The organism is Micromonospora ureilytica, assembly GCF_015751765.1.
In the GTDB taxonomy this organism is placed as follows: Bacteria; Actinomycetota; Actinomycetes; order Mycobacteriales; family Micromonosporaceae; genus Micromonospora; species Micromonospora ureilytica.
In genome coordinates this window covers 3,730,299-3,748,005 of sequence record NZ_JADOTX010000001.1, presented here as the reverse complement: position 1 = coordinate 3,748,005, position 17,707 = coordinate 3,730,299, and the positions used below count along the sequence as shown (strand labels likewise).

Below are 17,707 nucleotides of genomic sequence, written 5' to 3'. Positions count from 1 at the left end.
CGCTAGCCGGAGGCCCCCGGCAGCCCGGCCCGCAGCCGCCAGACGGTGGTGCGCTTCACCCGCACACTCTCCAGCGCCTCCGGCACCGGCACGTCGTACGCGGCCACCTCGTCGAAGCGGTCCCGGGGCAGGAACGCCCGGCCGGGGTCACCGACCAGCGCCGGAGCGCCGGCCCGGGCGGCGCGCAGCAGGAACCGCAGGACCCGGCGGGCCATCGCATCGCTGTAGAAGACGTCCCCGGCGAGCACCACCTCGGCGTCCCCGGCGTCGCCGTCGAGGATGTCGCCGAACTCGGCGTCGACGCGTACCCCGTTGGCCTCGGCGTTGAGGGCGACCGCCGCGACCGCCAGCTCGTCCACCTCGACGGCCCGCACCGACGCCGCGCCGGCGCGGGCGGCGGCGATGGCCACCAGGCCGGAGCCGGAGGCCAGGTCGAGCACCCGGCGGCCGGCGACCAGCTCCGGGTGGTCGGTCACGTAGCGGGCGAGGGCCTGCCCGCCGGCCCAGGCGAACGCCCAGAACGGCGGCGGCCGGTCGCTGGAGAACTCGCCCTCGGTCAGCTCCCACAGTCCGATCGGCTCGTCCGCCTGGTGCAACAGCACCTCGGGAACGAAGGGAACCGGGGCCAGCCGGGCGTGCAGCCGGACGAACGTGCTGGAGAGCTCGGACACGGCGTGATTCTCCCAGCGGCCCGACTCCCGGCGTGTCGCGGGGGAGTGGTGACCGGTTCACCACGGTCGGTGAAAACCCGCCCCGTCCTTGCCGTCCGGTGCGAACACACCCGTCTGGTCGGGCGGGTGTCCCGCTTCTAGCGTTGCGGGGTGGAGGCGACCGAACGGAGGGCGGCGGTGGTGACGGTGTGGCGGTATGCGCTGAGGGCAGGGGTGGTGCTGGCCTGTCTGAGCGGGGTGGAGCTGGCGGTGGCCGCCCCGGCACAGGCGGCCTTCACCACCGAGATGAGCGGGCTGCCGGGGCGGTTCACCGCTGGCGAGCAGGTGCGGACGATCTCCGCTGTGGTCTCCCAGACGGACCGGCGCGCCAGGTGCGCGAAGGTGCGCTGGTCCATGGTGCTCAGCGTGCAGGGGGGCCTCCGGCTCGACCAGGTCAAGATGGACCGGGTGGAAGAGGCCGGCGACTTCCCGCTGGAGATTCGTACCGAGGGTGACGTGGCCCGGCTGACCGACCGGCAGCTCGACCCGGGCACGCTCTGCCCGGGCCGCACTGTCACGGCCCGCTACCGGGTGGCCTTCGACGAGGACGTCACCCAGGGGCGGGTCACTCTCGCCGCCGAGGCGTACGACGCCAACCTGCGCCTGCTGGCCCGGCAGACCGCCACCCGCTCGGTGGTGGGGGTGGGCGGCGAGCCGACCGCCACACCGAAGCCGACGGCGACCCCGCCGGAGCCCACCGAATCCGCGAGTACGCCGACCGAGGGCGAGAGTACGGCGACCGAGGAGCCGGTGGCGGAGTACCCGGCCGACGCCGCGCCACCGGCTGCCAACCGCCCGGTCTCGCAGTCCGGCGCGTTCGGCGTGGTGCAGCTCGCGTTCCTGCTCGGCGGGCTGCTGCTCTTCCTCGGGATGGGGTTGCTGCTGCGACTGCGCCACCTGACCCGGGCCGGGGCCGGGGACGCCGACGAGACCGACGAGCCCCCGGTGGACCGGCGCTGGGAGCGCCCGGCCGTCGCCGACCCCTGGCGGCGGGCGCACCGCTGATCGGGGCCGTGGGGCCGGCGGACAACCGCCGGCCCCACGGTGTCACTTCGCGAACGCCTGGAACTCGGCGATCCTGACCTGGCTCCGGGCCGGACTGGCGGTCGCGCAGTCCGTCGTCGTGGCCGGGTCGTCGTCCTGCTCACCCGCGTAGTTCGGGCCGCCGGTGCACTGGCTCGCCAGCACCTCGAGTCGCAGGTGGGTGGCGAGGGTGGTGGGTACCGCGAACGTCCGGAGGTTGATGTCGCGGCTGTACGCCCGGTACGCCCCGCCGGGGAACGCGTCCCCCGCGCTGGTGTAGATGCGCTGCCACCGCGTCGGGTCCGCGCAGTCGGTGGTCGTCGCGTTGCAGGCGGACACCGCGAACGAGCGCAGGGCACTGAGCGCGTTCTGGGCGCCCGTGTCGGCGTCGCCGGTGATCGCCGGGCGCAGCATCGCGCTGACGTTCACCCGCTTGACCGTCTGCGCGGCGTCGCCCGGCAGCGCCACTGTGAGCTGCCGGCCGGCCACCCCGTCCAGGGAGGCCCAGTTCGTCGCCTCGGTGTCGTCGACGACCCGGTCCAGGTTGACCCCGTCGCCGGTCACTGTGGCGCCGGACGCGGTGGAGGCCAGGTTGCGGCTCATCCGCAGGTCGACGTACCCGTCCTGACCGGCCTTGGCGACCACGCTGAGCCGCTGGTGCCCGAAGCCGGGAGCCACGGCGAGCAGGTCGTACGTGCCGGCCACCATCTCCACGGTGTCCGGGATCGGCGTCGCCGGGTCGGTGTCGGCCACCGGCACGGCCCGCGCCTCGTACGCCCCCACGTACACCCGGATCGGCGCGTCGGCGCTGTCCCCGCGCGGGCGCAGGGTGAGCGTCGCGTTGCCACCGCGCGGCGAGGCGAAACTCGGCGTCGGGTCGGTGTCGCCGGCGCCGAAGGTGGCGGCGTCCCGGCCCATGCCGGAGCGGGCGAACTCGGCCCAGATCAGGTCCTGGTTCGCGCCGCCGAAACGGAGCAGGTCGGCGGTGAGCATGTTGTCCCGCATGTCGAGCATGCTGACCTGGCTGGCGGCCTGCAGCAGGAACGAGTCGAAGACCAGCTGTGACCAGCGCCGGTTACCCGGGCACTGATCCGCCGCTACCTTGCCCTGCGCGCAGTCGAGCTGCCGTTGCGGGGTGCCGAGGCCGTACCGCTTGACCAGGGCGGAGCGGACCCGGAAGTTGGTGGCGCCCCAGATCTCCCCGTCGGCGTGCACGGCGGGACCTGCGGTGTTGTAGCCGATGTCCGAGTAGTTGAGCGGGCTGCGGCTCAGGTCGTAGTTGCGGATGCCGCTGACCAGGTTGCCGGTGACGTAGCCGCCGGTGACGAAGGGCGACTCGCCGGGCGCGCGCAGACCGTGCTGGAAGAGGTACTCGGCGGCGAGCAGGTCGCCCCACGACTCACCCATCGCACCGCCCTGGTGGCCGCCGATCCCGCTGTCCGGGCCGGCGATCATCCGGTTGGTGATCGCGTGGGTGTACTCGTGGCCGATCACCGTCATGTCGTAGTCGCCGTCCACGCACGGCGGGTACGGCCCGCCGGCCTGCGGCTGCCAGAGGTACATGTTTGTGGTCGGCGGCAGCCCGTCGCGCGGGGTGCCCTGGTTGGCGTTGTTCCGGTTGCCGCTCAGCGCGCCCTGCTGGGCACGGCCCTGCTCGGCGTCACCGCCGAGCCCGGACGGGGTGAGGTTGACCGCCTGGAGGTTCCACGCCGACTCGGTGAAGCCCAACTGGTACGACCAGTCGTGCATCCGGTTGTGCATGGCGAAGAGGTTGGCGATCGACGCGTCCGCGTCGTTGCGCTGGGCGGAGGTGAACACGCTCGGGTTGCACTTGGCCTGGTGCCACTGGTCGGTGAAGGGGTACTCGTAGCGGCGTTCCGGGCTGGTGGGTGCCGGAACGACAGGGGTGCTCGCACCCCAGGACAACACCGTGTTGGCCGAGTTGCCGCGCGAGGTGAAGGTCGGCGTGCCGGTGGCCGCGTCGACGTCCCACGGTTGGCCGGTGGCCGGGTCGCGGAAGGCCGCCTGGCAACCGGGGGTCGGGTCGCCGCACCAGCGCACCCGGGGGTCCTGCCCGGGGCCGAGGTCGCGGGGCGGGGTGGCCGGGAAGACGGCCCAGCTCGGGTTGTCGGAGTCGAAGTCGACGAGGTCCTCACGGACCAGCACCTGCCCGGTGCCGCCATCGACATAGCTGGTGAACGCGGCCGGATGCTCGGTGTCCGCGCCGATCATGGTCACCTCGTAGGCGGCCCGGGGTCCGTCCAGCGGGGTGGGCACGGCCACCGATCGGATGGTGTGGCTGGCCACCGCGCTGGCGGTCAGCTTGGCGTCGGCGAGCGCGGCAGCGTACGCCTGCTCGGCGGTGCGGGTGGCCGGCGCTGGTGCGCCGGTGTTCCGGGCCAGCGAGGAGCTGACCGAGAGCACAGTGCCGCCGGCGACCGCGAGGGTGACGAGGCCGTCCGGCCCGGCGGGCAGGTCGCCGAAGCGTTGCCGGAGGGTGACCACTGTGCCGTTGCCGATCGGCCGGACCAGCACCCGTTCCATGCTGGCAACCGCGGCGGCGTCCATGCCGAACAGGTCGCGGTTGGCGGCCAGGTACGCGCGGGCGGCGGCCTCCGGGTCGGCGGGCAGCCCGCTGGCGAGCGGGGTGCGACCGGTGCCGAGCGCCTGCGGGGTGCCGAGCCGGTTCCACCGGACGTCGGGGTCGACGGCGCGGGCCAGGCCGCGTTGGCGGGTGTCGGGTGCCGCCGTACCGGTGCGGTTGTCGGCGTCGGCGGGCGCGTGCCCCTCCGCGAACGGCCCGGACCGGCGCTCGGCGGACGCCGCGCCGCCGGTGGGGGCCGCGGTGCTCACGCCGGTGGGGAGCAGCGCGGCGACCGTCGCCGTCGTCGCCAGGATGGCGATGAGCCGGCGTCGACGCCGGCTCATCGGGGGTGACCATTCCGGTTGTGGCACGGGACCTCCTCGTGGGAGCGAGATGGCCGGCGAGTCGCCGACCACAGCTGCGCGATGACGCATGCGCATCTGTGGATATCAGTCTCCCAAGGTCACGGCAAGGTCCCGAGCCGCTACCACACCAACAGATCGAGATTGGTCAGGGGCTCGGCGCCCAGTCGGGGTCGCGACCGAACGCGGCCAGCAGGTGGTCCTGCTCGTCGGCGTCGTCGGGCACCCGTACGCCGGTGTGGACCAGGTTGTTGCGCCGGTAGGTGTCGAGCTGGCCGGCGAACCACTGGGCGGCGGCGTGCACCGCGTCCGGGTCGAGCCGCGGCTGCGCGCCGATCGCCACCGCCACGTCCCAGCCGTGCACGAGGTGCTCGGCGAGGAGTTGCTGGAGGTACTCGGTGGCCGGGGTGTCGCCACCGGAGAGGTGCACGGTGCGGTCGATCGTGCCGGGGTGGGTGGCGGCGATCTCGGCCTGCGCGGCGGCCTCCCGCGCCGTCGCGATCGGGTCGGCGCCGAGCTGGTCACCGTCGAGCCGGTTGCCGACCTCGTCGATGGTCCGGCCGGCGAGCAGCGGAACGCTCCACCGGTCCTCGGTCACCACGTGGTTGACAAGCGTGCGGACGTCCCAGTCCGAGCAGGGCGTCGGATCGGACCACTGGGCGGGCTCGATCTGGTCCACCCGGTCGACGAATTCGGCCAGGCTCCGGCGGTACGCGTCCAGGAGATCCATGCTGCCGATTGTTCCGGTCGGCGGGGCGGGCCGAGCCCGTTTTGCCCGGCCTGGTGCGGGGGATCGGTGCTGGTCGCCCAGCTCAGTCCAGGTCGGTCAGGTCCAGGCCGAGCTCTCGGGCGGTGACCAGCCGGACCCACTCGCCGAACTGCCGGCGGGAGATCACCCGGTCGTGCACGGCGAGTTGGACGGCAAGGCCGTCCATCACCGCGCTGATCCGCCAGGCGGCCCCGTCGGGGTCGGCGCACTGGAAGGTGCCGTCGGCCACCCCGGCGGTGATCACCGCGGCCAGGTCCTGCCGCCAGCGCAGGTCGAGCCGCCGGGAGACCTTCTCCAACTCGGGGGTACGCAGCGACTCGGACCAGCCGTCGATCCACATCGACCAGGAGGTCGCCCGCCCGGCCGGGGTGTAGAGCTTGAGGATCCGGCGGAGCTTGGTCAGCGGTGGGGCCGAGGAGCGGGTCACCACGTCCAGTCGGGCCAGGTCCTGTTCGACCGCGTACGCGAAGGCTTGCGCGAGCAACCGCTCCTTGGTGGCGAAGTGGTAGAAAACCAACGCCTGACTCACGCCCGCGGCATTCGCCACGTCCGCCGTCCGGGTGTTGGCCAGACCGCGCTCCACGATCACGTCACAGGCGGTGCGCAGCAGGGCATCCAGGCGGATCTCGGCCGCACGTCTCGTCACGACCGTTACCGTAGCCCATCCGACTGAACACGAACAGTTACCACCACGCGCCGATCCGCGCAGTGAGAGTCGGAAGCCGGACACTTCCTCCGGGTGCCGTCGGTCGTTCCAGGGGGAGTGTTCGTCGAGGTCCGCTGCCCGGTGCCGCGCCGCGGAGACGTCGATGGTCGGCCATGCGACGTGATGATGACGATCATTGCCTAGCGATGTCGGAGGGTAACGATCGGCGCCGCATTCGCGCACCAGATCAGCCCCCTAGGAAGCTCGCCGGGAGTGGCTCCTGCCCAGCCCCGGCCACCCGAGACGCGCCGAGGCGACCCCGAGTTGGCAGTCAAACACCGGCTCGGCTAAAGTTCTCATCCGTCACCCGGGAACGTCCGGGGGCGTGCGGACGTAGCGCAGCTGGTAGCGCATCACCTTGCCAAGGTGAGGGTCGCGGGTTCGAATCCCGTCGTCCGCTCGGAGCTGCCGCCACGTATGACGGGGGCAACCTCGGTGGGGTGGCCGAGAGGCGAGGCAACGGCCTGCAAAGCCGTGTACGCGGGTTCAAATCCCGTCCCCACCTCGGCAACAAGCACGGGCGATTGGCGCAGTGGGAGCGCGCTTCCTTGACACGGAAGAGGTCACTGGTTCAAACCCAGTATCGCCCACCAGAGGAGAACGGCTCGTTACCGGGAGACCCGGTGACGAGCCGTTTCGCTTGTGGCGCCACGTCATCAGTCGACGCTGAGCCGGTAGCCGATGCTCCGAACGGTGTGTACGCGCAACCTGTCGTCGGCGGCGCGCAGTTTGCGACGTAACCGCTTCACTGCCGAGTGCAGGATCGACGTGTCGCCGAGGAACGCGCAGCCCCAGACCGATTCGAAGAGCCTCTCGTACGTCCAGACTCCGACCGGTGCGGTGGCGAGTTGGGTGAGCAGGTTGCGTTCGAGTCGGGTCAGGGCCAGCGGTTCTCCGCGCCACGTCACCCTGTGGTCGAGCGGGTCGATGGTGAGGTCACCGAGGCTGATCCGGCCGGCCACGCCGACGGCTGGGGCGACTGCGGCGGGGTCGACGGCGACCGGAGCGGGGGCGGTCGCGGACGCGGTGGGGGAGGTGGCGACCCGCGCCGGCCCGCTGATGATCGGCCCGCCGATCATCGCCTGCAACTCCGCGAGGTCGGCGCAGATCACCAGGGTGCCGAGGCCGTCCAGGCGCCGGACCATCCGCTCGCGCACCGACACGTCAGCTGTCACGCAGAACACGAGGGACACATCGTCGATCACTGTCGTACCTCCCCAGGCGGCAGTAAAAGACAACGCTGTCTGAACTCCGTAGTCAATGGGGCCGTGCGCACTCGCTCTCAGAAGGTCAACAGGCGGAACTCGCCCACCGGCCGGAAACCGAGGCCGCGGTAGACCGACTCGCCGACGGCCGACGAGGTGAGGGCGGCGGTGCGGGCACCCCGCTCGGCGGCCAGATCGAGGGCGGCCCTGGTCATGGCCGCGCCGATGCCCCTGCGGCGCTGTTCGGGCTGGGTGCCGACGAAGTAGAGCGTCACCAGACCGTGGCTGATCCAGGCGACGGCCGTTGCGACGACCCGACCGTCGTCGAGGCGGCCGACCAGCCGGAGCACGGTGCCGTCGCCGGTGAACGCCTTCTCCCGTTCGATCGTCGCCGCCACGCCGTCCGCCGGGATTCCGGACACCCGGGCGTAGGCCGGAACGAACGCGGCGAGGTCGGTGGTCTCGGCGATGTGCACGCCGGCGGGAGCCGGAACATCGGCCGCCTCCCCGATCCCCACCGTCATGATCGGCATGCGGGCGACCTCCACCGCGCCGAGGGAGGTCAGACCGGCTGCGGTGCCGGCGTCGCTGTCCGGGCCAACCCACCAGATCCGGGGTACGCCGTGCAGGCGCTTCCGGGCCTCGGCCAGCGCGTCCTGCGGTGTGCGCCCGACCACCCGCAACACGCCGTTGAGGGGTGCGTGCGGCACCTCGCTGCGGTAGGTCGGGAGGTCCGGCCCTCCGGCGACGCCGATGTTCCAGCCGAGCAGGTACGCGCGGTGCGCGGCCAGCACCGTGTCGAGAGACTCCATGATCTGGATCGTAACGCGGCACCCAGCACCCCTCTCGGCCAGCGGAAACGGCTCGATTCGACGGCTGTGACCGGCGATACTTTGTCGATCGTTCCAGATAGTGGGTAGCGTGCAGCCATGGCCCGTACCCGTGAGTTCGACCTCGACGCCGCGGTCATCGCTGCCATGAATGTGTTCCGGAGCAAGGGCTACGAGGGCACCTCGATGCGCGATCTCTCCGAGGCGACCGGCTTGGGCAGCGGGTCGATCTATGCCGCGTTCGGCAGTAAGGACGGCCTCTACCTGGCGGTGCTCGATCTGTACCGGCAGCGCTACGCCACACCGATTGTCGATCTGCTGCGCTCGGGCAACGACGCGCGAGCGGTCATCCGTGAGGTGTTCATCGGCGCGGTGGACGACATCACCGGCGACGGCCGGCACCTCTCCTGCCTCATCGTCGGGGCGTCGATGGAGCGGGCGCACCAGGATGTGCGGGTGGCCGACCGGCTCCGCTCGACCACCCAGTCCCTGGAGTTGGCGCTCTACGACCTGCTCGCCGAGGCGCAGGTGCGGGGCCAGATCACCACTGACCGCAGCGCCACCGACCTGGCCGGCTTCCTGGTGACCAGCCTCCAGGGCCTGCGCGTCATGGGTGCCATCAACCCGGACCGGGCGGCACTGACGCGCTACGCCGAGGTCGCGCTCACCTGCCTGGACTGACCGTCGGACGGCGTGGTTCGGCCCGTCATCCACACCAACTGACTACCTTCCGATTTATCACGTTTTTGAGGAGATAGGGCCATGCCCCCGACCGGCGTCGGCATCATCGGCGCGAGCACCAGCGGATGGGCCTCCATCGCACACGTGCCCGCCATCGCCGCAACACCCGAGTTCGCCCTTCGCGCGGTGAGCACCTCCCGTCCGAGCAGCGCCGAGGCCGCAGCCGCCAGGTACGGCGTGCCCGCCTACCACGACCACCGGGACCTGATCATGCATCCCGGTGTCGACCTCGTCGTCGTGGCGGTGAAGGTCACCGAGCATTTCAAGCTCATCTCCGCGGCCCTGGACGCGGGCAAGATGGTCTACAGCGAGTGGCCGCTGGGCAATGGCCTGGCCGAGGCCCAGCAGTTGGCAGATCGGGCCGCGAAGGCGGGCATCCGCACGGTGGTCGGGCTCCAGGGGCGGTACGCCCCCGAGGTCCGGTACGCCCGGGACCTGATTCGCGACGGGTATGTCGGCAAGGTGCTCGGCACCACGATGGTCGGCTCGGGGATGGTCTGGGGTGGTGATGTCGCCGACCCCAGCCAGGCGTACTGGTTCGACAACGCCAACGGCGCCACTCCGCTCACCTCGGCCACCCTGCACGCGCTCGACCCGCTGCACTTCGTCCTCGGTGAGTTCGGCTCGGTGGCCGCGAACCTCGTCGTCGGTCGCAAGCAGGCGACGCTCGCGACGGACGGCAGCACCGTCCCGGTCACCGTGCCGGACCAGGTCTCGGTGATCGGCACCCTCGACGGCGGCGCGGCGGCGTCCATCTTCTACCGGGGCGGGGTGTCCCGTGGGGACAACTTCCGGTGGGAGATCAACGGCAGCGAGGGCGACCTGGTGCTGACCGCCGGCTGGGGCAACATGCAGGTCGCCGAACTCACCCTCGCCGGAGGCCGGGGCGCCGACAGCGCCGTCCAACCACTGGAGGTGCCGGCTTCCTACCTGGACGGCGTGCCCGCCGAGCTGAGTCGTTCCGCGGCCGGAGGTGTGGCGCGGCTCTACCGGCAGCTCGCTCGGGAGTTGGCTGACGGCACCCGGACCGTCCCGGACTTCGCGCACGCCCTCGGCCGGCACCGGCTCATCGACGTGATCGAGCGGGCCTCCGCCACCGGCACGACCCAGGCCCTTGGCCCAAGCCGAATGATGAGGAGTCAGGCATGAGAGCGGTCGGACTGCTGCGCTACGGCGGGCCGGAGGTGCTGCGGGTGGTCGAGCTTCCGACGCCGCACGCCGGCCCAGGTGAGGTCCGCATCCGGGTACGCGCCGCGGCGGTCAACCCCGCGGACACCCTGATCCGGGCTGGCATGACGCCGGTGCGGCTCCGCGGCGGCGACCCGCTGCTGCCCGGCCAGGACATCGCCGGCATCATCGACGAGGTGGGCTCCGGGGTCAGTGGTGCTCTCGCCCCGGGCGACCTGGTGATGGCCATGGTCAATCCCACCCGGGAGGCCGGAGGCGGGTACGCCGAGTGGGTCGTGCTCCCGGAGAGCTGGGTGGTGCCCGCGCCGGCGGGCGTCTCACCCGCCGAGGCAGCCACCCTGCCGTTGAACGGGTTGACTGCCCTGCACGCACTGGACCAGCTGCGGCTGTCGTCCGGCCGTACCCTCGCGGTGACCGGCGCGGCCGGCGCGGTCGGCGGGTACGCCGTGCAGCTCGCCAAGGCCGCCGGTCACCGGGTGTTGGCCGACGCGGCACCGGGCGACGCCGAACTGGTCGCCGCGCTCGGCGCCGACGTGACGGTGGCCCGAGGCCCGGGGGTTGCCGACCGCTTCCGGGAGTACGCCCCGGACGGGGTGGACGCCGCTGTCGACGCCGCGTTGCTCGGCAGCGCGCTGCTGCCGGCGGTGCGCGCGGGTGGTGCCGTCGCGCTGCTGCGCGGCGGGCCCGATCCGGCGCTGCGGGCACAGGCCGACCAGCGGAGGATCGACATGGTGTCCGCGTACGTGCACGAGTACGACGGGCGCCGCGACAAGCTCGACCTGCTTCGGCGGCTCGCCGAGGAGGGTGCGCTGACCCTGCGGGTCGCCGGCCGGTTCCCACCGGAGGAGGCGGCCCGCGCCCATCAGCTCCTGGAAGCGGGAGGGGTACGCGGCCGGCTGGTCATCGAGTTCTGATTCCGCCGACGGACCGGCCACCTTCGGCGGAGGTGGCCGGCCCGGAATCACGTCGAGCTGCCGGCTCCATCAGCGATGGAGATGGTCGGGTCACAGCGGAGGCGCGATGTCCCGCCGCTCCTCGACCCGCTGGTACTCCACCGGCTGCTCGGTGGTGGTCACGACCTGTCGGCGGCGACCCCAGATCAGCGTGGTCATGATCAGGCCGAGCACGCCGGCGCCCATCAGGATCCAGCCGACCACGTCGAGGTTGATGCCGCCGACGCTGGCGTCGAGGGCGAAGGTGAGGATCGCGCCGAGCGCGATCAGAAAGATGCTGGTGCCGATACCCACGACAGCCTCCTTAAGGGGGTGTGGTGCGCTGTCGAGGGTCTTTAGTACCCCACTGCCGTCCGCTGCAATCGCGACCGCCCAAGGGTGCCGCGCCAAGCGATCTTGGCATCGGGTAGAGTTCACCTGTCGCCGACGGTTGTCGGGGACGTGCGGACGTAGCGCAGCTGGTAGCGCATCACCTTGCCAAGGTGAGGGTCGCGGGTTCGAATCCCGTCGTCCGCTCGCGATGTGCCCCAGGGGGGCCGCCACGGGCGATTGGCGCAGTGGGAGCGCGCTTCCTTGACACGGAAGAGGTCACTGGTTCAAACCCAGTATCGCCCACCAGCTTCATCCACAGATCAGCGGACCCGTTACCGGATATCGGTAACGGGTCTCGATGTTTCTGCTTCGTTGTCCGAGGTGATTCGGGCCAGTAGCCGGTTACTCCCCGGCGCGGAGTACCTCGCTCAGCCGGTCGCGTCGCCGCAGCGCCGACTCGACAGGTACGACCGTGGTGGCCACCGCCAGCAGCGCCACGCTCACCAGGCCCAGCAGCCACCACGGCAGGACCGCCGTCGGGTCGGCGGCTTGGCCGGTGAGCAGCCGCAGGTCGAGCGGGCCGAGCGTCAGGCGCGCGAGCAGGGCCCCGAGTAGCGGGCCGCACACCGCGGCGACCACTACCGGCGGCAGCAGCTCTCCGGCGGCGACCCAGCGGACGTCGCGTGGCCGCAGGCCGAGGGTCCGCAGCCGGGTCAGGGTCTGCCACCGTTGCGACGTGCCGGCGGCGGCGGCGAGCGTGAGGCCGAGCAACCCCAGCGCCAGCAGCACCGCGGCGGCCGTCCACGCCAGCCGTAGGAGCCCTGCGGTCAGCGGAGCCACTCGCTGCGCCCGCAGGACGTCCGCCCGCAGCAGGACGTCGGCGGCGACGCCGGTGTTCGCCACGGCCCGCGCGGCGCCGGGGCCGGTCACCCAGACGGTATTCGGAACGGCGGGCAGCCCGGCGTCGGCGAGGGCCGCGGCGTCCACGATGACGACGTCGGTGGCGCCGTCGACGGAGGGAGCGGTACCGACCGCGGCGAGACGGATCGCCGGGGCGTCGTCCCGGGGTAGCTGCAGCCGCGTGCCGGTGCGCAGTTCGCCGTCGCTCGATCGGACCAGCGCTGGGACGTCCCCGGCGCCGGGACCGGGTGCCGTGAGCCGGGCCAGCGCCGGCGCGTCGGGCAGCGGAGTGCCGGCCAGCAGGCGCTGGAACGCGGCAGTGTCCACGATGACCAGGCGTGGGGTGAGCAGTGTCGATTCGCTGAAGACGCGTGCCGAGTCGGTCACCTGCGCGACGACGACCTGCCGTACCCCGGGTGCGGCGGCGATGCGCTCGGCGAGTGCGGGCGTGGCGGCGTCGGCGTCGGCGCCGACGTCGAGGCGGGCGTCGGCGCCGACGGCGCTCCACGCGCCGTCGGCCATACCCCTGGTGACGGTCGCGCCGAGGATGAGCGCGAACGACGCGAGCGCCGTGGTGCTGACCAGAACCAGCAGCGGCAGCGCGCGCCCGGCAGTCGTGGCCGCCTGGGCGGCACTGAACACGGCCAGCGGGCGGCGCGAGCGCAGGGCCTGTCGGAGCGCGAACCGCGCCCCGAGGGGCACTAGCCGGAGCAGGACGAGCGCGCCGACGAGCGCGCCCAGGGCGACGGCGCTGATCGGCAGGATCAGGTCGCCACTCAGCTCACCGGTGTCGCCGTCGGAGACGACGGGCAGGAGCCCGCGCTGGTGCAGTGTGACGAAGGCGGCGACCGCGGCGATCAGGACAGCGGCCTCCACTACGGCGCGGCGCAGCTGGCCGGTGGCCCGGATCCAGCGCCGAGCGGCCTGGTTGGCGGGTTGACGCCGGTCGCGGCTGCCGTGGGCGGCGGCGAGGGTGCCGAACGCCGGCCCGGCGACGGCACCGGCCAGGACCACGGGGACGGCCCAGGTCCAGGAGACGCCCGGAGCGGCCGCGCGGGCGAGCGCGAGCCCGACGGCGGCGGCCGACAGGGACACGACTGTGGACTCGATGATCAGTTCCGCACCGAGGTCGGGTAGCGCCGCCCCACGCTGCCGGGCGGCGCTCAGCGCCGGGGTACGGCGGCCGACCAGCAGGTAGGCGGCGAGCAGCAGGACCAGCACCGTGGCGGTCAGCACCCCGGCGAGCAGGACGGCGGCCTGTGCGGAAGCGGCGCTGTTCCGTGTACTGGCGTCGCGCAAGACGGTGTCGAGCTGCGACTCCCACTTCAGGGACTGGTCGCGGTCGATCGAGGAGCCGGAGGCTGCCTTGAGCTTGACCACCTGGCTGGCGAGCGCCGCGGTGGCGTCCCAGGTGAGCGCGTCGGGAACGGGTGCGAAGTGGACGGTGCGTCGCAGTTCGTCCTCGTCGACGGCGAGCCGGGCGTCCGGTAACGACTCGCGCGACAGCAGGCCGGCGAACCGGGTGGTCCCCACGCCGTCGGCGCCGGGCACGGGGCGCAGCAGCGCCGGGGCGAGTCGCCAGGCCGGGTCGGCGCTGTCCGCGGGTCGGTAGATCCCGCTGATCCGGACGTCTCGGTCACGACCGTGGCCGTCCTTGACCGGGATTCGATCGCCGGGGCCGAGGTTGAGCGCGGCGGCGTCCGCCTCGGAGAGGCCGACCTGCACCGGCCAGGGCGGTCCGTCGTAGGGGGTCTCGACGTACTCGTCGGAGACGGCGGGGCCGGGCGGGCTGCCGGCGATCCAGGCCACGTCCGGGCCGCCGAGGTCGCCGGCCAGGTAGGTGAACTGGAAGGTACGCGGCACGCTGCCGTCGGTGATGTTGAGGATCGGGCCGTCGACAGCGGCGATGGGCGGGAGCAGCGCGGCGTCCAGGTCGGGCCCGAGCGCCTCGGTCGCCCGGGCGCGGAACGTGTCGAGGGCCTCGGCGAGGCTGGGCATCCGGACCCGCCCGCCGGTCGGCCCGTCGTCGCGTTCCCAGTTGGCGTGTACGAGGACGTTCGAGTCGGTGCCGGCGCGGCGGACCGTGTCCTGGACGGCGTTGTCGGCGGCGGCGCGGAGCAGCACCGGCGCGGCCCCGGCGAGCAGCGCGACGGCCGCGATGACGGCGGCGGTGAGCAGCAGCGGTCCGGCGTCGGTACGGCCACGGCCGCGGATGCTGGGCCAGTGCAGCGCCGGCCGCCGGCGGGTCAGCCACCGGTTCACTGCGCCACCCGCAGGTGCGCGGCGTCGGCCCGGCGGACCTGGACGGTGACCACGACGGCGACCGCCAGCACGCATCCGGCCAGCAGTACGGCGAGGAGTGCCGCCTCGGCTGGCCACGGCCAGTGTGGCTGGGTGGCCGGGACGGGTGTGGCGCCGGTGTCGGAGCGCACGAGCAGGGGGGCGACGATGCGGGTGGCGAGCGCGCCGACGGCCGCGCCCGCCGCGAGTAGGGGCAGCAGAACGCCGGCGTGCTGGCCGAGCAGCACGGCCCGGATGTCGCGCCGGGACATTCCCAGGCCGCGCAGCCGCGCCACCTCGACGGCGCGGACCTGTAGATCACAGGTGACGTGCAGGACGACGCCGGCGAGCAGCAGCAGAGCCGCGGCCGGGACGATGAGCCGGAGCGCGGCCGGCAGCCCGGCGCTCAGCGGGCCGCCGATGAGGCGGGCGGTCTCCGCCTCACGGGTCGCGACGGTGCCCAGGTGCAGGGCGGTGGCCCGCTCGGCGGCATCGGGACCGGCTGGGTGGCCGACCCACCAGGCGTCGACCGGGAACGTCAGGTCGCCGGTGACGGCCCGCGCGCGGGACAGCGTGTCCAGGTCGGCCAGGACGGCGACGGCGCCGGGGGCGGACGGCACGGTCGGCACGACCTCGGTGACGACGACCGGGACGGGCGTGATGCCGACCGTGACGCTGAGCTGGCTGCCGCTCTCGGCACCGACCTCGCTGGCAAAGCGGGCGGAGACGGCGACGGGCACCGGGCCGGGGTCCGGGAAGGCGGTGGCGACGAGGGTCCGGGCGGCGTCCTCGGCGCCGCTGAGCTCGACGGTCGCGGCCATCCGCAGCGCGGTTCCCGACGGTGTGGCGGACACCCCGACGGTCAGGTCGCTCACCTTGCTCGGGATCGGCGGCGCCGACGTGGCGGTCCAATCCGAACCGTCAGTCGGCCTCTCCGCCGACCCGGCGGGCGGCACGGTGAGTGTGACGGCTACGGCGACGGGTCCGCCGACCTCGTCGGTGGTGACCGGCAGGGCGACCGCGACGAGGCGCAGCCCGTCAGCGGTCGCGCAGGCGGGCAGCCGAAACTCCTGGCCGTCGAGCGGTACGGCGGGACCGGTGCAGGACGTGCGGAGGCCGCTGGCGTCCTGCAGCAGCAACCGGGGCGTCACGGCGAGCGGGGTGTCGCCGGCGACGGTCCCGCTCAGGACGAGCGGGGCGCCAGCCGGAATGGCGAGGCCGGTGGCCCGGGTGCGTGGCGCCAGCGCGGCGCCCACGTCTGCCCATCCACGGTCGCTGTCCAGCCGCCCGCGCAGCAGCGCGTCGGCGCGGGTGGTGTCGACGGCGATCAGGCGCGGCGCATCGCCGGCGTTTCCGAGCCACTGACCGACGGCGGTACCGCGGTGGAGGACCGGGCTCACGGTCCCCGCGGTGGCCGCGCTGACGACCGCGCCCTCTCCGGCCACCGGCGCCGTGCTGACGGTGAGTGCCAGGTCGGTACCGACGGAGAGCGCGGCCTGGTCGCGCTGCGACTGGTGCCACGTGTTGTCGAAGGCGAGGCCGAAGGTTCCGGCCGCGCAGGCCAGTCCGACGAGCAGCCCGGCGGCGACCGCCTGGGGCCGGCGGGCTGCCTCGGAGACCGCCAGCGGAAGTGCCAGCCCGCGGGCGCGGTACGCCAGCCGGTCCGCGCCGCGAAGGGCGGGCAGTACCACCCGGAGAGCCAGCGCGGCGCCCGCGGTGAGCAGCAGCGCCGGCGCGAGCACCCGGACCGCGTCGGCGCGTGGGCTGGCGGCGGTGGGCTGCGCGTACAGCTGCCACCATCCGGCGGCAGCGAATACCGCGAGCAGCAGGTCGGTGCCGGAACGGGCCAGCAGTTCGCGGCGGGTGCGCTGGTCGCCGGCGACCGGGACGGGTCGGATCGCCAGGACGGTGAGTACGGCGGCGAGCACCAGCGCGCCGCCGACGACCGCGAGGACCTGGGCGCCGGTGACGGCTGGCCGGACGGTCAGGCCGGCGCCGTCCAGCGGCGGCAGGTGGGTCAGACCGGCGTGCAGGGCCGACGAGGCCGGTATCGCGAGCGCGGCCGCGACGGCGGCGAGGAGCCCGGCCTCGAGTGTCGCGGTGGCGGCGAGTTGACGACGGCTGGTACCCAGGGCGGACCGCAGGGCGGTCTCGTCGGCGCGGATGCCCGTGGTCAGCCGGCCGGCGAGGACGAGTGCCGTCGCGGCCAGGACACCGCCGAGCACGGCGATGGCGAGCACGACGGCGGCGGTGACGCGCCGTTGGTCGTCGGCGGACCGCAGGGTCGCCGGCAGCTCGGAGGAGACACGTGCGAGTTGGACGCGGTCGCCGAGGGTGCCGGCCAGCCGGCGGTCGGCGTTGCGGACCGCCCCGGCCACGGTCTCCAGGTCGTGGCGGTTGGGGTGGGACAGGTCCGGATGGGCGGTGACCTCCATCCGGTCGACGGTGGCACCGGTGGTGACCAGGTCGGCGAGGTCGACGAGGAACGGGCCGTAGGCGTTGACCGGCTGCATGAAGCGGCCGTCCCGGTAGCCGGTGGCGGAGCCCGCCGCGGCCAGCGGGTCGCGGTCCCAGCCGCGCGCCGGCAGCGGGCGTACCACACCGACGACGAGCACGTCGATGGCCGGGACGGGCGCGTGGGCCAGCTCGGCGCCGAGGCGAACCCGGCGACCGGGGGTGAGGCCGAGCAGTTGTGCGGTGGACTCCAGCAGCACCGCGTCGCCGGGGTCCTGTGGCCAGCGCCCGGTGACCAGCTCGCCTCGGGTCGGCAGGTCGTCCAGCCCCGACAGGTACGCCTGGGCTCCGACGGTGGTGCCCTTGGCGAGCGCGGGCGGCAGCGCCCGCAGCACTGTCGACGCCCGCGCGGTTGTCGTCGCCGGAAAGGGTGCGAGGGCGGAGGTCACCACACTGCGGGTGTCGGCGGCGACGGACGGCGTGTCCCGGCCCTCGACGGCGCCGGTGTAGACGGTCACGTCGACGGCGGCGGGGGCGGCGCGGGCCATGGCGACCTCGAGCGCCCGCTCGGCGGTGCGGGTGACCAGCAGGGTGCAGGTACCCAGCAGGGTCGCGCCGATCGTGACGACCCCGAGAAGGGTTGCCAGCAACGGCCACTGCGCGCGGGCGCGCCGGCTGACCAGCCTCATC

The 17,707-nt window shown here is 73.4% G+C and carries 13 protein-coding genes and 5 tRNA genes; 9 read left to right on the top strand and 9 right to left on the bottom strand.

The features are described from left to right. Positions 1-2 precede the first annotated feature (2 nt). Positions 3-671 carry a class I SAM-dependent methyltransferase gene (locus IW248_RS16825; protein ID WP_196927761.1) on the bottom strand — a complete coding sequence of 223 codons (669 nt, stop codon included), beginning with the start codon at positions 669-671 and terminating at the stop codon, positions 3-5. Between the two features lie 150 nt (positions 672-821). Here IW248_RS16825 and IW248_RS16820 point away from each other — a divergent pair, with 150 nt between their 5' ends. Beyond that, entirely contained in the window at positions 822-1,715 is an 894-nt protein-coding gene (locus IW248_RS16820) for a hypothetical protein (RefSeq protein WP_307788006.1), read from the top strand. Positions 1,716-1,757: 42 nt separating this feature from the next. On the opposite strand, the gene IW248_RS16815 is transcribed toward IW248_RS16820, so the two are convergent. The 3 genes from IW248_RS16815 to IW248_RS16805 form a co-directional block, all read right to left on the bottom strand. After that, complete coding sequence (locus IW248_RS16815) at positions 1,758-4,688, bottom strand: M36 family metallopeptidase (RefSeq protein WP_196927760.1); 2,931 nt, start codon at positions 4,686-4,688, stop codon at positions 1,758-1,760. Positions 4,689-4,827: 139 nt separating this feature from the next. Then, a complete protein-coding gene (locus IW248_RS16810) occupies positions 4,828-5,409 on the bottom strand; it encodes a TIGR03086 family metal-binding protein (RefSeq protein ID WP_196927759.1) in 582 nt (193 codons plus the stop codon). 82 nt (positions 5,410-5,491) lie between these two features. After that, the gene (locus IW248_RS16805; RefSeq protein ID WP_124819829.1) at positions 5,492-6,094 is read right to left on the bottom strand and encodes a TetR/AcrR family transcriptional regulator; all 603 of its coding nucleotides are present in this window, start codon (positions 6,092-6,094) and stop codon (positions 5,492-5,494) included. A 387-nt stretch (positions 6,095-6,481) separates the two neighbouring features. Here IW248_RS16805 and IW248_RS16800 point away from each other — a divergent pair. From IW248_RS16800 to IW248_RS16790, 3 genes are all read left to right on the top strand, one after another. Then, positions 6,482-6,554 (top strand) — tRNA-Gly (locus IW248_RS16800). Between the two features lie 34 nt (positions 6,555-6,588). Then, positions 6,589-6,659: transfer RNA gene (locus tag IW248_RS16795), tRNA-Cys, on the top strand. A 13-nt stretch (positions 6,660-6,672) separates the two neighbouring features. After that, positions 6,673-6,747: transfer RNA gene (locus IW248_RS16790), tRNA-Val, on the top strand. 63 nt (positions 6,748-6,810) lie between these two features. On the opposite strand, the gene IW248_RS16785 is transcribed toward IW248_RS16790, so the two are convergent. Both IW248_RS16785 and IW248_RS16780 read right to left on the bottom strand, forming a co-directional pair. Continuing rightward, positions 6,811-7,317 (bottom strand): winged helix-turn-helix domain-containing protein, encoded by a 507-nt coding sequence (locus tag IW248_RS16785; RefSeq protein ID WP_307788379.1) that lies wholly within the window; start codon positions 7,315-7,317, stop codon positions 6,811-6,813. Positions 7,318-7,436: 119 nt separating this feature from the next. Beyond that, a complete protein-coding gene (locus tag IW248_RS16780; protein WP_196927758.1) occupies positions 7,437-8,171 on the bottom strand; it encodes a GNAT family N-acetyltransferase in 735 nt (244 codons plus the stop codon). Positions 8,172-8,288: 117 nt separating this feature from the next. On the opposite strand from IW248_RS16780, the gene IW248_RS16775 reads away from it, so the two are divergent. The 3 genes from IW248_RS16775 (at position 8,289) to IW248_RS16765 (ending at position 11,032) form a co-directional block, all read left to right on the top strand. Next, complete coding sequence (locus IW248_RS16775; protein ID WP_196927757.1) at positions 8,289-8,870, top strand: TetR/AcrR family transcriptional regulator; 582 nt, start codon at positions 8,289-8,291, stop codon at positions 8,868-8,870. An 81-nt stretch (positions 8,871-8,951) separates the two neighbouring features. Beyond that, a complete protein-coding gene (locus tag IW248_RS16770) occupies positions 8,952-10,079 on the top strand; it encodes a Gfo/Idh/MocA family protein (RefSeq protein ID WP_196927756.1) in 1,128 nt (375 codons plus the stop codon). Further along, positions 10,076-11,032, top strand: a complete 957-nt coding sequence (locus IW248_RS16765) for an NADP-dependent oxidoreductase (RefSeq protein ID WP_196927755.1) — start codon at positions 10,076-10,078, stop codon at positions 11,030-11,032. The genes IW248_RS16770 and IW248_RS16765 overlap by 4 nt, the downstream gene beginning before the upstream one ends. Before the next feature lie 90 nt (positions 11,033-11,122). Here the strand turns inward: IW248_RS16765 and IW248_RS16760 are convergent, their stop codons facing one another. Next, on the bottom strand, positions 11,123-11,365 hold the full coding sequence (locus tag IW248_RS16760) for a DUF6458 family protein (protein ID WP_124819826.1): 243 nt from the start codon (positions 11,363-11,365) through the stop codon (positions 11,123-11,125). 149 nt (positions 11,366-11,514) lie between these two features. On the opposite strand from IW248_RS16760, the gene IW248_RS16755 reads away from it, so the two are divergent. Both IW248_RS16755 and IW248_RS16750 read left to right on the top strand, forming a co-directional pair. Then, positions 11,515-11,587 (top strand) — tRNA-Gly (locus tag IW248_RS16755). A gap of 27 nt (positions 11,588-11,614) precedes the next feature. Then, positions 11,615-11,689 (top strand) — tRNA-Val (locus IW248_RS16750). A 96-nt stretch (positions 11,690-11,785) separates the two neighbouring features. Here IW248_RS16750 and IW248_RS16745 read toward each other — a convergent pair. Further along, positions 11,786-14,545, bottom strand: a complete 2,760-nt coding sequence (locus IW248_RS16745) for an FtsX-like permease family protein (RefSeq protein WP_196927754.1) — start codon at positions 14,543-14,545, stop codon at positions 11,786-11,788. Continuing rightward, positions 14,542-17,706, bottom strand: coding sequence for an FtsX-like permease family protein (locus IW248_RS16740; protein WP_196927753.1), 3,165 nt, complete (start codon positions 17,704-17,706; stop codon positions 14,542-14,544). The genes IW248_RS16745 and IW248_RS16740 overlap by 4 nt, the downstream gene beginning before the upstream one ends. Position 17,707: the final 1 nt, after the last annotated feature.

Excerpts from the sequence above, each read along its gene's own strand:
- IW248_RS16810 (WP_196927759.1), bottom strand. The coding sequence starts at position 5,409 with ATGGATCTCCTGGACGCGTACCGCCGGAGCCTGGCCGAATTCGTCGAC.
- IW248_RS16780 (WP_196927758.1), bottom strand. The coding sequence starts at position 8,171 with ATGGAGTCTCTCGACACGGTGCTGGCCGCGCACCGCGCGTACCTGCTC.
- IW248_RS16775 (WP_196927757.1), top strand. The coding sequence starts at position 8,289 with ATGGCCCGTACCCGTGAGTTCGACCTCGACGCCGCGGTCATCGCTGCC.
- IW248_RS16770 (WP_196927756.1), top strand. The coding sequence starts at position 8,952 with ATGCCCCCGACCGGCGTCGGCATCATCGGCGCGAGCACCAGCGGATGG.
- IW248_RS16765 (WP_196927755.1), top strand. The coding sequence starts at position 10,076 with ATGAGAGCGGTCGGACTGCTGCGCTACGGCGGGCCGGAGGTGCTGCGG.
- IW248_RS16740 (WP_196927753.1), bottom strand. The coding sequence starts at position 17,706 with ATGAGGCTGGTCAGCCGGCGCGCCCGCGCGCAGTGGCCGTTGCTGGCA.